At 60.0% G+C, this 14029-nt stretch carries 14 protein-coding genes and 1 riboswitch; of the genes, 6 read left to right on the top strand and 8 right to left on the bottom strand.

Annotation, left to right across the window (positions count from 1 at the left end):
* Positions 1-57: 57 nt before the first annotated feature.
* The 4 genes from fabD to hmpF form a co-directional block, all read right to left on the bottom strand.
* Positions 58-924: an ACP S-malonyltransferase gene (gene fabD / locus NW843_RS01670; protein ID WP_414521924.1), complete on the bottom strand. Its 867-nt coding sequence runs from the start codon at positions 922-924 to the stop codon at positions 58-60.
* A 4-nt stretch (positions 925-928) separates the two neighbouring features.
* A complete protein-coding gene (locus tag NW843_RS01665; RefSeq protein ID WP_414383153.1) occupies positions 929-1930 on the bottom strand; it encodes a beta-ketoacyl-ACP synthase III in 1002 nt (333 codons plus the stop codon).
* Entirely contained in the window at positions 1917-3020 is a 1104-nt protein-coding gene (gene plsX, locus NW843_RS01660; protein WP_414521926.1) for a phosphate acyltransferase PlsX, read from the bottom strand. Before plsX ends, NW843_RS01665 begins: the two co-directional genes overlap by 14 nt.
* A gap of 229 nt (positions 3021-3249) precedes the next feature.
* Positions 3250-4977, bottom strand: coding sequence for a pilus motility taxis protein HmpF (hmpF, locus tag NW843_RS01655; RefSeq protein ID WP_011433910.1), 1728 nt, complete (start codon positions 4975-4977; stop codon positions 3250-3252).
* 263 nt (positions 4978-5240) lie between these two features.
* Here hmpF and trpC point away from each other — a divergent pair, with 263 nt between their 5' ends.
* From trpC to NW843_RS01625, 6 genes are all read left to right on the top strand, one after another.
* A complete protein-coding gene (gene trpC / locus NW843_RS01650) occupies positions 5241-6161 on the top strand; it encodes an indole-3-glycerol phosphate synthase TrpC (protein ID WP_414521923.1) in 921 nt (306 codons plus the stop codon).
* Between the two features lie 63 nt (positions 6162-6224).
* Entirely contained in the window at positions 6225-6464 is a 240-nt protein-coding gene (locus NW843_RS01645; protein WP_041436722.1) for a DUF5340 domain-containing protein, read from the top strand.
* 59 nt (positions 6465-6523) lie between these two features.
* Positions 6524-6718, top strand: coding sequence for a cation transporter (locus NW843_RS01640; protein ID WP_414521922.1), 195 nt, complete (start codon positions 6524-6526; stop codon positions 6716-6718).
* A gap of 119 nt (positions 6719-6837) precedes the next feature.
* Complete coding sequence (locus tag NW843_RS01635; RefSeq protein ID WP_414521921.1) at positions 6838-9153, top strand: heavy metal translocating P-type ATPase; 2316 nt, start codon at positions 6838-6840, stop codon at positions 9151-9153.
* Positions 9154-9280: 127 nt separating this feature from the next.
* Positions 9281-9417: riboswitch (cobalamin riboswitch) on the top strand.
* 32 nt (positions 9418-9449) lie between these two features.
* The gene (locus NW843_RS01630) at positions 9450-10490 is read left to right on the top strand and encodes a sirohydrochlorin chelatase (RefSeq protein ID WP_414521925.1); all 1041 of its coding nucleotides are present in this window, start codon (positions 9450-9452) and stop codon (positions 10488-10490) included.
* A 97-nt stretch (positions 10491-10587) separates the two neighbouring features.
* Entirely contained in the window at positions 10588-11487 is a 900-nt protein-coding gene (locus NW843_RS01625; protein ID WP_414521920.1) for a hypothetical protein, read from the top strand.
* On the opposite strand, the gene NW843_RS01620 is transcribed toward NW843_RS01625, so the two are convergent.
* From NW843_RS01620 to cgtA, 4 genes are all read right to left on the bottom strand, one after another.
* Positions 11484-12101, bottom strand: coding sequence for a PAP/fibrillin family protein (locus NW843_RS01620; protein WP_414521919.1), 618 nt, complete (start codon positions 12099-12101; stop codon positions 11484-11486). The genes NW843_RS01625 and NW843_RS01620 overlap by 4 nt on opposite strands.
* Positions 12102-12156: 55 nt before the next feature.
* Positions 12157-12870 (bottom strand): L-threonylcarbamoyladenylate synthase, encoded by a 714-nt coding sequence (locus NW843_RS01615; RefSeq protein WP_414521918.1) that lies wholly within the window; start codon positions 12868-12870, stop codon positions 12157-12159.
* Positions 12871-12888: 18 nt separating this feature from the next.
* The gene (locus NW843_RS01610; protein ID WP_414521917.1) at positions 12889-13263 is read right to left on the bottom strand and encodes a hypothetical protein; all 375 of its coding nucleotides are present in this window, start codon (positions 13261-13263) and stop codon (positions 12889-12891) included.
* A gap of 60 nt (positions 13264-13323) precedes the next feature.
* The coding region (gene cgtA / locus NW843_RS01605; RefSeq protein ID WP_414521916.1) for an Obg family GTPase CgtA at positions 13324-14029 on the bottom strand (706 nt) is incomplete at its 5' end.

Below are 14029 nucleotides of genomic sequence, written 5' to 3'. Positions count from 1 at the left end.
TACTTTCAGTATAGTTGAGCTTATTATTGACTAGAGTCATGCTCCATAGCAGATCCCCTAGCTGCTGAGGTTACTGAAATTGCACCGCGTCAGGGTCGGCACCGTTCGCTTCACCAAGCCCGTCAGAACATTTCCGGGGCCGATTTCCCACACCTCTTGGATGCCGTCGGCAGCCATCTGCAACACGGTTTCTCGCCAGCGGACAGGGGCAGTCATCTGGGCCAGCAGCGCCTGCTTAAGGGCTTGCGGATCCCGGCTGGCGGTGGCAGTGCAGTTGCTGTAGACGGGCACTCGCGGCGGCTGAAAGTCAACAGCGCGCAAGGTGTGGGCAAACTCCTCGGCAGCAGCCTGCATAAAGGGCGAGTGAAAGGCGCCACTTACCTTGAGGGGAACGGTGCGCTTGGCCTGCAACTGCTCACAGACGGCTTGCACCCCCTCCACTGAGCCGCTGATCACCACCTGATCCGGGCTGTTGTCGTTGGCAAGGGTGACATCGGGGATCATCTGGCACAGATGCTCTAGCTTGTCGCGGTCAAACCCCATCACCGCTGCCATGTGGCCTGGAGGATCCCCTGCAGCTTCCATCAGTTGGCCCCGCAGCGCCACCAGCCGCAGGCCGGTTTCGAAATCAAACACGCCGGCAGCGTAGAGGGCGCTGTATTCGCCCAGACTGTGGCCGGCAGTGCAGGCAGGAGCCTGTCCCTGGGCGTAGAGATAGTCCGTCAACAGGGCCGATACGGTGAACAAAGCCGGTTGTGTGTAGCCGGTCTGGTGGATCTGGTCTTCCGACAGAGCTAAGGGATCCCATCCCAACATCTCACGGGCCAAAGCCAACTTCTGGGCTGCTCCCTGCCAGTTCCGCAAGTCCCTTCCCATGCCCACCGCTTGGGATCCCTGGCCGGGATAGATCCAGGCAACGGTCATCAATTCATTTCCCCCAACGAAACACAATCGCCCCCCAGGTAAGGCCGGCGCCAAAGCCCGCCATCACCCCCAGATCGCCGGCGCCAAAGCGTCCCTGCTCGATCCAAGTGGCCAAGGCAATCGGCACCGAAGCGCCCGAGGTGTTGCCGTAATGCTCTAAGACGCTGGCCACCCGCTGCGGATCCAGCTGCAGGCGCTTGGCTACCGCATCGAGAATGCGCTGGTTGGCCTGATGAATAAAATACCCCTGCACCGCCTCCGCCGGGATCCCGGCCCGGAAGAGAGCCTTCTCGATAACCTCCGGCACCGCCTGGACGGCAAACTTGTACACCTCGCGGCCATTCATGGTGATGGGGCAGCAGCGATACTGCCCCACCTGCAGGGATCCCACCAGGGGCTTGGCCTCTGTAGCCATGGACAAGCTGAGCAGCTGGCTGCCACTGCCATCGCTGCGCAGCTCAATGCTGAGGATCCCGCCGGTTTCCCCCGCCTCCAGAACCACCGCCCCGGCCCCATCTCCAAACAAGACACAGGTGGTGCGATCTGCCCAGTCCACCGTACGGGAGAGCACATCCGCCGCCACCACCAAGGCCCGCCGGTACAGCCCGGTTTGCAAAAACTGCGCTGCCGTGGCCACTGCAAAGACAAAGCCCGTGCAGGCTGCCGTCAGATCAAAAGCCACCGCCCGCGTTGCTCCCAGAGCTGCCTGCACCTGAGGGGCCGAGCCAAACCGATCGACACCGGTGGAAGTGGCCAGCAGGATCAAATCCAGGTCTTGAGGCAAGATCCCGGCCTGAGCCAAAGCGGCCTTGGCTGCCTGGACCGCCAAATCCACCAAGCTCAGCTCAGGGGGCAGAATGCGCCGCTGACGAATGCCGGTGCGGGGCCAGATCCATTCGTCGGAAGTTTCGACGATCTGGCCGAGATCGTCGTTGCTCAGGCAGGGATCCGGCAGGGCAGCCCCTGCCCCCACCAGCCGCACGGTCGGGAGGCTATGGCTGGGCATCTTCCACGGGTTCGGGACAGCGGGAGGAAGTCCTTTCCAGGGATCCCAACGGCAACACTTCCGGGCCAGAGCCAGAGTAGACCTGAAGGGGCCGGGTGCGCCGCCTGGGGTTGGATTCAGGTTCGCGAGGGTCAACCATTTCCGCCTGCAGCCGCTGTAGGATTTTCTGTTCTGCCGCCTCTTTGGCCAGGCGAATGGCGTGGTAGACCATCGGCGCCTTGGAGCTGCCGTGGGTAATCACGCAGATGCCGTTGACGCCGAGCAGCAAAGCACCGCCATACTCCACGTAGTCCATGCGCCGCTTTACCTGCTTGAGGTTGGGCCGGAGCAGCCAGCAGCCCAACTTGCCGCGCCAGCCGCGGGGCAGCTCCTCCCGCAGCACCTGGGTGATCACCTGGCCAACACTTTCGGCAAACTTGAGGAGGGCATTGCCCACAAAGCCGTCACACACCACCACATCAAACTCCCCGGTCAGCACATCCCGCCCCTCGGCATTGCCGGCGAAATGGATCCCTGGCAACTGGGCCAGACGCTGGTGGGTGGCCAGAGCCAAATCATTGCCCTTGTTGGGCTCCTCGCCGATGTTGAGCAGGCCCACCCGCGGACGCTCGATCCCCAGCACGCACTGGCAGTAGAGGGATCCCATGCGGGCAAACTGCTCCAAAAAGCGGGGCCGGCAATCCACATTGGCCCCCACATCCAGCAGCAGCACCGGCTTGCCTTTCAAAGTGGGCAAAAGAGCGCCAATGGCCGGGCGATCGATCCCTGCCAGCCGGCCCAAATTCAGGTAGGCCGCAGCCATCGCTGCTCCGGTATTCCCGGCGGCCACCACGGCATCCGCTTGGTTGGAGCGCACCTGTTGCATCGAGATGTTGATGGAGGCTTTGGGCTTTTTGCGCACCATCAGCGGCTCTTCCGCCATGCCCACATCCTCTTCGGCAGGCACAATGGTGATCCCAGCAGGCAAGGGCTGAGGCAAAAAGGGCTTGAGGGAATCTGGACGACCGACTAGTGCAATCCCGACCCGGAGCTGCCGATGGGCCAGCAGGGCGCCCTTGATGATCTCTTCGGGAGCGTAGTCACCCCCCATCGCATCGACCGCAATTCGCACAAGCTGACCTCACACTGGAATATCCTTGGCAACTGCAAGCAGGAAGCGGGGCAAAACGCACTAACCTCTGCAGTCCCCTCGCCCGAGAATTGGGAGCCCCAGTGGCTGCAGGGTGCTAGCGAATTTTACCAGATTTGTTTTCCTCAATTAAGGCCGTAGTTCCGCTTGCGCCGGTTCTCCCCACCCCCCACAGGAAACGTGAACTCCCTCACGCCTGCGCGAGGGTAGCCAAGAGAGAGTGTACCTGCTGGACGTGGTCGCGTGCGGTGGAGTTTCTGGCTTGGTGTTGGCTCAGCTCCGTCTCCAACTGCGCCAATTCTCCTGCCAACGCTGCCCACCGATCCCGCTCTGGGTAGAGGGTGGCCTGCAGGTGATTGAGGCGACCCCAGGTTTCTGCCATGGCCTGGGCGCGCGCCCGCAGGGATCCCTCCTCTTGCTCCAGGTGTTGCCACTGCTGCTCCAATTCCTGCCGTTGGCGGGCGAGCTGCTCCTGCTGAGAAGGCAAGGACGATTCCAGTTGTTGAATGAGGGTTTGCAGACGACCTTTTTCTTGGAGAAGATCCTGCTTCTGGCTGCCGATCTGTTCCAGGAGCGGCCCAATATCGACCTGAACCGGGGCAGCAGCTTGATTTTGCAGCTGTCTAAGGCGGGCTTCCTGGCGGGTCAACTCTTCATACTCTCGCTGCAGGTTTTTTTCCTGAGGCAGCAGGGCTTCTTCCAAAGCACTGCAGGCAGACTGGGCATAGTCGATATCCATCTCGATGTCAAACCGCTCCTCTGGAGAGGCGCTGGCCAGCCGCTCTTGCAGCTCCCGCAGGGTTTGCCGGTTTTGCTCCAGTTCGGCCCGCTGCTGGCTGACCTGGGCCGCCCGCTGCTCGTAATCTCGGCGCAGTTGGCTGACCAAAGCCGCCAGCTCCTCGACCGAGATCGCCGGCTCCCCAGCCCTGCCGTTGCTGCTGCCATCGACGATAAAGTCGTACTCCTGCACCAGACGAGAGGCTTTCTGGTATAGGCTCTCTTGAGATTGCAGCTGCTGGAGAATCCTCTGCAGGTGCTCTTGATGGGCTCGCAGGGATCCCTGTCGAGTTTGCCACTCTGCTTGGCTTTGCTCCAGGGATTGTCGGGATCCCCACCAAGCGGTGTGGCGTTCTTGCCAAGCGCGGTAGTCCCGATCCAGCTCGTCTTGCCGGATCTGGGCCTGCTGACGTTCTGCTTCCAGTTGGGCAATCTGTTGATTCAAGTGCTCCTGCTGCTGCTGAATGTGGCTTTTCAAGCTTTGCAGAAGCGCCAAGGGATCCCCAGCCGGATGCAGACTCTCCTGGAGCTGTTGCATCAAAGCCTGTAGCTGCGCTGCTTCTGCCTCCCCCAAGCGGCTGGAGCGAGCTTCTTGCAACTGGGCTTCCAACTCTTGCCGCTGCCGATTCAGAGCTTCCCGCTGCTCTCCGATCAGGCGCTGTTGTTCAGCTAAGTAAGCTTGCTGGGCTGCCAGTTCCTCTTTGAGGCTGTCCAGAAGTTTGCGATCTTCCTCCACACTCTTGTATTGCTCATACAGCCGCTGCACCTCTTCTTCTTGGGCTGCCAGATCCATCTCGCGGCGTTTAAGCTCATGGGCCTGAAAGGTGAGGGACTGTTTCCAAACCTCGATCTCCTCCTCCTGGCTGCGGGCTCTGAGCTGAAGTTGGCTGAAGTTTTGCAGATAGGTCACCAGTTGGCGAGCGGCTTCGCTGATGCGGGCGACCTGACGGTTGCCGGAGATTTCCGCCAGCACCAATGACCCATCCTTGAAGCGCCCAGCCTCCTGGGCGATGCGGCCTTCCAAAGTAATGGATTCTTCGTTCACGGCCACCCAGGTATTGTCCTGCTGCTGCTTGGCCAGCAATTGCAGAGACGACTTGGCAAATCCAATTGGCTTGGATAGCTCTGCTAGGTACAGCACGCCTGAACTCCTCTAAAACAGCATGGACAGCACCAGCCTTGACCCCACCGAGCCACTGCCCCTGGCCGGGGAAAAATGGACGGCCGCCAGAACATGGCTCGCCGAGGCGCATAAAGACTACACCACCTTTCTAGACTCAACCATAGGGTAAAAAAAACGCCTTCGCCAGATGAGTTTTGGGGATGTCCGGGGTAGCTATTCAAACCGGTGGCGAAGCACTAAGGTAGTCTAGGGTGTGGTGTAGGGTTCTGCTCAGGGTTTGTATGGAGCTGCAAGGTGAGCCGCTTTCTGTTCGTCGGCGTTCTCCTGCCCCGCCGGTGGTCGTAGCCTCTCAGGTGTACCAGACAACAGCGCCGGAAGCCAAACCGCGCCACATTTTGGAAGCGATCGTCTGGCATAAAGAGCAGGAGGTGGAGCGGCAACGGGAGCAGCTTCCCCTCAAGCAATTGCAACAGCAACTGGATCAAGCCCCGCCGGTGCGGGATTTTGTGGCGGCCCTCACCCAGTCGCCTCACCCTATCTCTGTGATTGCCGAGGTCAAAAAAGCCTCTCCCAGCCGCGGCGTTCTGCGGGATCCCTTTGACCCGGTAGCCATTGCCCAGAGCTATGAAGCCGGTGGGGCCAGTTGCCTCTCGGTGCTCACAGATGAGCGGTTCTTTCAGGGCAGCGGCGAGTATCTGCGCCGGATCCGTCAGGCAGTAGGGATCCCCATCCTCTGCAAGGAGTTCATCCTCTACCCCTACCAAATCCTCTGGGCCCGCAGCCTGGGGGCAGATGCGGTGCTGCTGATTGCCGCCATTCTCTCGGATGCGGACTTGGGCTATTTTCTCAAGCTGGTTCGGCAATTGGGCATGGCAGCTCTGCTGGAGGTGCACACTTCCCAAGAGTTGCAGCGGGTGTTGCGTTTGCCCCAACTGCAAGACTCCAGGGGGCAGGTGCTCATTGGCATCAACAATCGCGATCTGAGAACCTTTACGGTGGACTTGAACACAACGCGCGACCTGTTGGCCGCCCACTCGGAGCTCCTTGGCGATCTGCCTGTGGTCAGCGAGTCCGGCATCCATACCCCTGCCGATCTGCAGCAGTTGCGGGCCTGGGGGGTGCGCTCTGTGCTGGTGGGGGAAGCGCTGGTGACCCAGCCGGATCCCGGCCAAGCTGTGCGCCACCTGTTGTCATCTCAGTGAATGAAAACCATTTATCAATGGATCTCTGCGAGAACAATTGATCTCTAAGGATTGCTTGGATCGATGAAACGTATTCCTGTGCCGGCTCATATCCACTACGAATTTCTGCTGCGGGTGTTGGAGCGGCAAACCTTTCCGGCAGTAGAGGAACAGGATTTTGGCAACCGAGGCCGCACGCAAGAGCTGATCAACTCCCTGCGCAAAGCCCTCACCCAACAGGTGCAACTGGAGGAAGAGTGGCGACAGCGGGGCTATCAGGTGGACTACCGCTGGAATATGGACGAGCCTCAGCCTCCCTCTTGACCTTCCAGCCCACTGTAAGGTTTAGCATCCTTTCAGTGGCATTGGGGGGGTTTCCCAAGATGCAGGTTGTTTTGACAGTGCCCAAGCTGGCCTGTGGGGCCTGTATAGACACCATTGCGCAAGCGGTGCGGCAACTGGATCCCCAGGCGCAGGTGGAAGGGGATCCCAAAACCAAACAGGTGCGGATTACTTCTGGGCGGTCTGTGAGCGATTTGCGGCAGGCCCTCACCCAGGTGGGATATCCCCCGGCCTAGTCAAGGCTGGGTCGAGAACGGTCGGGCGTCTGTTTTGAATTCCTGTACATGGCTGCCTTCACCCTTTCGAGGATGGGGAGTAGCCGTTATTGCATCAACTTTATCAACAAGGTGTTGCCATGCCTGCCCCTGAAAAGTCATCGGCTGCATTATCGGCCTCTGCGCCTTCTCCTGAGGGCACCTGGCAGTTGGCCTTACAAGGGATGAGCTGTGCCTCCTGCGCCCGCAGCATCGAACAGGCCCTCGCTCAGGTGCAGGGGGTGTCCCACGGATCAGTGAATTTTGCCAGTGAGCAGGCCACCGTCAAAGGGGATCCCAGGCTGGTGGATCCGCAGGCGCTGATTCGGGCGGTGGAGCGGGTGGGGTATCGGGCGCGCCTCATCCAAGAGGATTGGCAACTGGACGATCTGTCGGATCCAGAGCGGATCGCCCAACGGGCCGCAGAACGGGAACTGAAGCTCAAGGTGGCGATAGGGGTGGGCATCAGCACGGTGCTGGTGATCGGATCCCTGCCGATGATGCTGGGGATGGACATCCCGGGCTTTCCCATGTGGCTGCACAATCCTGGGTTGCAGTTGCTGCTGACGGCTCCGGTGCAGTTTTGGGTGGGCAAGCATTTTTATCGAGGCGCTTGGGCCGCTTGGCAACGGCGCTCGGCGGATATGAACACGCTGGTGGCCTTAGGGACGAGCGCGGCTTTTTTCTATTCTGTTTTCCCAACGGTTTTCCCCGACTATTTTCACCGGCAAGGACTGCACCCGGATGTCTATTATGAGGTGTCGGCGGTGGTCACCACCCTGATTCTGGTGGGCAAGTGGATGGAGGAACGGGCCAAAAGGCAAACCTCTGAGGCCATTTGCAAGCTGATCGGGCTGCAACCGAAAACGGCGAGGGTAATCCGCCATGGGGTGGAGCAGGATGTCCCCATTCGGGAGGTGCAGGTGGGGGATTGGATCCGGGTGCGCCCCGGAGAGAAGGTGCCGGTGGATGGGGTCATTCTAGAGGGATCCTCCAGCCTCGACGAGTCCATGGTGACCGGCGAGAGCCTGCCTGTTGTCAAATCGGCGGGGGATGAGGTGATTGGGGCAACGCTGAATCGGACGGGCAGCTTTGTGATGGAAGCGCGGCGGGTGGGCAAAGACACAGTTCTGGCCCAGATCGTGCGCCTGGTGCAGGAAGCTCAGGGATCCAAAGCCCCAATTCAACAGGTGGCGGATCGGGTGACTGCCTGGTTTGTGCCGGCAGTGATCGGGGTGGCAGTTCTAACTTTCGTGCTCTGGTGGGTGTTGGCGGACAACCTGACGCTGGCCTTGGTGAACACAATTGGGGTGCTGATCATCGCCTGCCCTTGTGCGCTGGGGTTGGCAACCCCCACCTCGATCCTGGTGGCCACGGGACGAGGGGCAGAATTGGGGATCCTGGTGAAAAGTGCCGACAGCCTGGAATTGGCCCACCACTTGCGCACGGTGGTCTTGGACAAAACCGGCACCCTGACCGAAGGTCGCCCTACCGTCACCGATATTTGGGCTAATGGCTCCTCTCCCCTGGCGGTGTTGCGCCTGGCAGCGGCGGTGGAGCGGCACTCGGAACATCCTTTGGCCCAGGCGGTAGTGCAGAAAGCCGAAGCCGAAAAAATTGCCATCCCTCCTGCCCAGCATTTTCAGGCAAGGATAGGCAGTGGGGCAGAAGCCTGGGTGGAAGACCAGTGGATCCGCATCGGTCGGCTGAGCTGGCTACAGGAGATGGGGATCCCCTGGGATCCCTCTTGGTCAGAGCGGGTTCAGAATTGGGAAAGCCAGGGCAAAACGGTGATCGGCGTAGCCCAATCCCAGAGCCTGGTGGGGCTGTTGGCCATTACCGATCCGCTCAAACCCACCTCTCCTGAGGCAGTGCAACAGCTGCAACAGATGGGTCTAGAGGTGATCCTGCTAACCGGGGATAACCCCACCACGGCCCAAGCGGTTGCTCGGCAAGCAGGCATTCAGCGGGTAATTGCCCAAGTCCGTCCGGATCAGAAGGCAGCTTACATACGCAGCCTAAGACAACCGCGACGGCGGGTGGCGATGGTGGGAGATGGCATTAACGATGCTCCGGCTCTGGCAGAAGCCGATGTGGGGATCGCCATTGGTACAGGTACGGATGTGGCGATGGCCGCCAGCGATATTACCCTCATGTCGGGGGATCTGCGGGGAGTCGCCACAGCCATTCAACTCAGCCGGGCCACCCTCAACAACATCCGCCAGAACCTCTTCTTCGCCTTTATTTACAATACGCTGGGGATCCCGATTGCTGCTGGGGCGCTCTATCCCTTCACAGGCTGGCTGCTCAACCCCATGCTGGCCGGGGCGGCAATGGCCCTGAGTTCCATTTCGGTGGTCGCCAATGCCCTGCGCCTGCGACACTTTCGAGCCCACAGACCGGCAGGCCGGCGTTAGGCCCTCTCCCAGGGGCAAGGGGGATTAGCGCGGCAACAGTTTTGCTGCCCTTTGAGCATGAGTCTGCCGTACCGCTCATGCCTCAGGGCTATCTTCTGGCAGACAAGAACATCCCCCCCGGGAGCTTGGTGAATGGCAAGCGGCAAGCTAACCTAAAAGGCTCAGGCAGACTGGGGAAAGCGCGGTGCAAGTCCGCCACTGTGACGCAACTGTGATGGGATCCCTCCCTCAGCCAGAACACCCACCTGCCGTTGTCCTGTACCCCTTGCGATTCACAAGGAACGGAGTTTTTTGTGTTGAATACCCTCAGTGTTTCCCCTCCCCTTTCGGTTGGGCAGCTTGCTTCTCCTTCATTGCCCCTATTGCTTATCGGCCACGGATCCCGCGACCCTGAAGGTCGGCAAGCCTTTCTGGAGTTGGCCCAAGTCTACCAATCCCTCACTCCCCATCGACCGGTGATCCCCTGCTTTCTGGAGCTGACGGAGCCGAGTATCGCCCAAGGGATCCAGCAGTGTATTGCCCAAGGGTGGCAAGAGATTGTGGTCCTGCCGCTGCTGTTGTTTGGGGCCCGCCACAACAAGTTCGATGTGACGATGGAATTGGATCGCCTGCAGGCCCTCTATCCCCAGTTGCGCATTCGTTACGGTGGGCCGCTGGGGATCCGCATCGAGATCCTGCAACTGCTGCGAGACCGATTGGCTGCTCTGATAGCTGCCCAACCGCGGCGGATCCCAGAGGCAGAAACCGTGCTCCTATTTGTGGGTCGCGGCTCCAGCGATCCTGAGGCCAATGCCGAAGCCTGTAAACTGGCCCGGTTGCTTTGGGAAGGATCTGGGTTTGCCGCTGTGGAAACTTGCTTTATCGGCATTACCCATCCCCGCCTGCCCGTGGGATTGGAGCGGGCCTTGTCCTGGCATCCGCGCCGGGTGATCGTGCTGCCCTACTTCCTGTTTACCGGAGTGCTGGTGAAAAAAATTGAGGCGGCAGTGGAACAACAACGACAACGACAGTCGGAAATCGACTGGCTCATGCTGCCGGAATTGGGCCTTGTGGATACGGTGCTGCACAGCCTGCAGCAACTGGAGCAGGAAGCCCTGCAGGGCCAAACCCAAATGAACTGCCACCTGTGCAAGTTTCGCCTGGCCGTGAGCGCAGAGGTCAGAGCTGGGCATACCCATCACCATCCTCACGAGCATCATCACCACCATCACGGGCACGGATCCCATCACCATCCTCATTCCCACCCTCACCACGACCACGGCCATACCCACGCAGCGGCTGGGGATCCCTGGGCCCAATTAGAGGGCTACCACCAACGGGCTTGGCAGGTGCCCTGAGAGGGAAACAGAGGCTGCTGGCGGGATAAACTGAGTGCAGACAGGCCATTTTTGAACCTGGTTTTCCCGCTCTAGCGGTTGTGATGACGAAAAAACGATGATGCTCTCCCGCTCCTCTTGGGTTTCAGGTGCCGCTGCCGCGGGGAGCGGGATCTTTGTTTTCGCCCTGGTGGTGGGGCTGCTGGATCAGATCCTGCCCACCCTGCCCAAGGTTTCCCTCTCCCTGGCCGGGATCCCTGGGATCCTGGCTGCCGCTGGGGCCTCCTATGGGGCCTGGCGGGTGGTTCAGATGGGTCTGCAATCGGCTTCCTGGAGCGACTTTCGAGAATCGCTGGTGGCGACCCTATCTCCCTTTGATCCTGCCGACCACGGCGGCGAGCCACGACAACCTAAGGGGGATCCTCGCCCTTGGCAGGTGGCTCAGGAGATCCGGCAAACCCAGCTCCGCCATCAAAAGATCCTTGACCGCATCAAGCAGCGGGTGAAAGCCGAAATCCAGACCTGTGAACGCGCCCGAGCCCAACTGCGCAGCGAGCAGCAACGGTCTCGAGTCCTGCAGGCCCAAGCCCAACAGTTACAACAGCATCTGCAAAACCTACAAACATCTTCCCCTTCTCCAAGCTCCGAGTCGACCAAACCCACGCCAGAGCAAGCGCTGCGCCAAAAGCTCCGCCAACTTCAATCCCAGGTCACCACCCTGAAAATAGAATTGGAACGCCAAAGGACCCAACTGCAACACGCAGAAGCAGAGCGGGCTCAACTCCAGCAGCAGCAGCAAAAACTCAAGCGCATCCTGCAGCGCAAAAAATTGGAAAATCGAGAGTTGCGCTCCCAACAGGCAGAATGGGCCCGGCAACTGGAGCAAACTCAACAGGAGCTGCAAACTTTGCGAGAGTCCTACCGCGCCTTGCAAGTTCTACAGGAAATAAGCTCCACCCTAACCCAAAACCCATCTCACGAAAGGGCGGAAACGGAGTCCTCTGGATCCTCCGACTAGCCGACCCGCTTTAGAACAAATACACTCCCCTCGCTGCCCCGACCCAGCCGCAAGTCTTTATCCAAATAGGTGATATCCAGCCAACCCGTTGGCTCGCGGCGGCGGATATCGATTTGAATAGCCGGGATCCGCTCCGGAGCCCGCTCGAGCAAATAGAGAAAACTCTCGATCTCGTAGCTCATCAAAGCTTGGGATCCGAGCACCAATCGCTCGAAAATCACCCTCACCCGGCGCTCAGATTCGGGGTAAAAGTGTGCCGATACCGCCAAGATTCCCCGTGGCATCCAAGCCCCCAGCCAGCCGGATCCCTGGATCTCCGCCACGTTGAAGACCCGTCCAGCCTTGGCCCGAATACACTGGTAGATCTCGCCGGTGGTCAAAAAAGGCAACTGTGCCAGCCGCAGCAGAGCTGTGCTCGTGGTAAATAGGGTGAGCCAGTTCCCCTCCAACCCTTCAGGAGCCGATGTTGGCTTGGGGGTGGGGTTGAGCGCTTCTAGGACGGCAATTTGAGACAAAATCTGGGCTTTTTGGTCAGGGGAGACTTTCCGGCCCCGGTCGGTCGCCTCCAGTAGGTGCAGCAGAGCCGATTTTTGCTGAGCCAGGGCCTCAGACATGGGCACACTCCGAAGGCACTGACCCTATTTTAGAGAACGCGGGATCCCTCTGCCCTTAACCGTCTTCTCCCACCAGTTTTAGGTTCAGATCTGCCACCTGCTCATACCCCAGCCCGGCCCGCACCACCAGCGGCTCGGATCCGGTCAAATCGATTACCGTAGAGACCTTGGCCCGGCGGGGGGCATCGTCATCCAGCACCAGATCCACCTGTTTTTCCAACTGCCGCATTTCCTCAGCCGCAAAGATCCCACCCTCATCCCAGGGGTCGCTCTCCCACTCCCAGGCTTGCCCAGAACTTAAGCCCAGGGATCCGACGGGATCCCCCCCCAGCTTGGCAGAGGTCGAGACAATTGGATTGCCCAACTCTTCCAGCAAAGCCTGACAAATGGCAGAATCGGGCACCCGGATGCCGGTGGTTTTCCGTTTGGGCTCCATCACCAACTTGGGCACCAGCTTGGTTGCTGGCAACAGAAACGTAAACGGGCCGGGGATCAGCCGCCGCATCAGCCGATAGGCCGAATCGGTTACCTGGGCATAGTGGGCAATGCGTGAGAGAGAAGGGCACAAAAAGGTAAGAGGCTTGTCGTTGGAGAGCTGCTTGATACGGCGTACCCGCTCCACTGCTTGTTTGTGGGTCACATCGCAGCCAATGGCATAGACTGTATCGGTGGGGTAAAGCATCACCGCCCCCTCCCGCAAAGCCGCCGCAATCCGCCGGATGGAACGGGTCTGGGGCTGTTGAGGATGCAGCTTAAAATACTCGGCCATCGGGCAGGTGGAAAGAGGTCAAGAATCGGAGCAGCTCCCCCCCAAAGGGTTTTCCACAAGAGGGCGGGGGGTCGGTGGCACCGACACCGGCAGGGATCCCTGAGATTCGGGCCAGTCCTTCAGTTGTTGCATCAGGGCTTGGATGTGCAGACGGGGCAGATAGGGCCAGTCGCCGGCTTCTTCCAAATCTTGAAGCACCCGATACAGAGCTTGACGGGTATTGGGCAAAGACTCCCGAAAGGCACCTTCCAGGATCGCGCGGTGCAACTCCTCCAGCAGCCGCAGGAGCATCAGCAGCTCCACACACGCTCCCGCCCTCGCCTGAGCCGCCTGTTCAACGGCCAACATAATCTGACGCAAATCCGGTGGCAGATCCTCCGCCGAGATATACATGGCCACTCGTCTCTGGGTTCTGGGAAGGCAGGGGCTTTCCCATTCTAAGATTCTTCTGCCTTAGGACTGGATGGCTCCCACAAGATCCAACTGCGCAGGCTGTTGGGATCCCCGACCCAGGCACTGCCACACCCGCTGCAAGAGGGGATCCAGCCCCTGCTTGGCAATTGCAGAAATGGCCACCACCGAAGTGCCGGCAGCGGCAGACAGCCTCTGGGTGCGCTCGGCAACCTGCTGGGGATCCAGAACATCGATCTTGTTCAAAACCAGGATTTGTGGCTTATCGATTAACCCGTGGCCGTAGGCGCGCAGCTCCTGCTGAATAACCTGGTAATCCTTGACGGGATCCGCCGCCGTGCCATCCACCAAATGAATCAGTACCCTGGTGCGCTCCACATGGCGCAAAAACTCGTGGCCCAGCCCCACCCCCAAGTGCGCCCCCTCGATCAGCCCCGGAATATCGGCAAACACCACCCCATCTCCCGATGGATGGGGCACCACCCCCAAATTGGGCTGCAGCGTGGTGAAGGGGTAGTCAGCAATCTTGGGCCGGGCAGAGGAGACCACCGAAATCAGAGTGGACTTGCCCGCATTGGGCAGGCCGACAATGCCCACCTCGGCAATCAACTTCAGCTCCAGGCGCAGGCGCACCCGTTCTCCCGCTTCGCCCTTGGTGAATTGGCGGGGGGCGCGATTGTGGTTGCTCAAAAAATGGGCATTGCCTAAGCCGCCTTTGCCCCCACGGGCTACCAGCAATTGATCCCCC

This window comes from Synechococcus sp. R5-12 (genome assembly GCF_047502655.1).
Classification (GTDB): Bacteria; Cyanobacteriota; Cyanobacteriia; order Thermostichales; family Thermostichaceae; genus Thermostichus.
The sequence above is the reverse complement of the archived record's forward strand: the minus strand, read 5'-3'. Positions and strand labels throughout refer to the sequence as shown.

What these genes read in the sequence shown, in the direction of transcription:
- fabD (WP_414521924.1), bottom strand. Translation starts at nt 924, where the DNA reads ATGACCGTTGCCTGGATCTATCCCGGCCAGGGATCCCAAGCGGTGGGC.
- NW843_RS01665 (WP_414383153.1), bottom strand. Translation starts at nt 1,930, where the DNA reads ATGCCCAGCCATAGCCTCCCGACCGTGCGGCTGGTGGGGGCAGGGGCT.
- plsX (WP_414521926.1), bottom strand. Translation starts at nt 3,020, where the DNA reads ATGGGGGGTGACTACGCTCCCGAAGAGATCATCAAGGGCGCCCTGCTG.
- trpC (WP_414521923.1), top strand. Translation starts at nt 5,241, where the DNA reads ATGGAGCTGCAAGGTGAGCCGCTTTCTGTTCGTCGGCGTTCTCCTGCC.
- NW843_RS01645 (WP_041436722.1), top strand. Translation starts at nt 6,225, where the DNA reads ATGAAACGTATTCCTGTGCCGGCTCATATCCACTACGAATTTCTGCTG.
- NW843_RS01640 (WP_414521922.1), top strand. Translation starts at nt 6,524, where the DNA reads ATGCAGGTTGTTTTGACAGTGCCCAAGCTGGCCTGTGGGGCCTGTATA.
- NW843_RS01635 (WP_414521921.1), top strand. Translation starts at nt 6,838, where the DNA reads ATGCCTGCCCCTGAAAAGTCATCGGCTGCATTATCGGCCTCTGCGCCT.
- NW843_RS01625 (WP_414521920.1), top strand. Translation starts at nt 10,588, where the DNA reads ATGATGCTCTCCCGCTCCTCTTGGGTTTCAGGTGCCGCTGCCGCGGGG.
- NW843_RS01620 (WP_414521919.1), bottom strand. Translation starts at nt 12,101, where the DNA reads ATGTCTGAGGCCCTGGCTCAGCAAAAATCGGCTCTGCTGCACCTACTG.
- NW843_RS01615 (WP_414521918.1), bottom strand. Translation starts at nt 12,870, where the DNA reads ATGGCCGAGTATTTTAAGCTGCATCCTCAACAGCCCCAGACCCGTTCC.
- NW843_RS01610 (WP_414521917.1), bottom strand. Translation starts at nt 13,263, where the DNA reads ATGTATATCTCGGCGGAGGATCTGCCACCGGATTTGCGTCAGATTATG.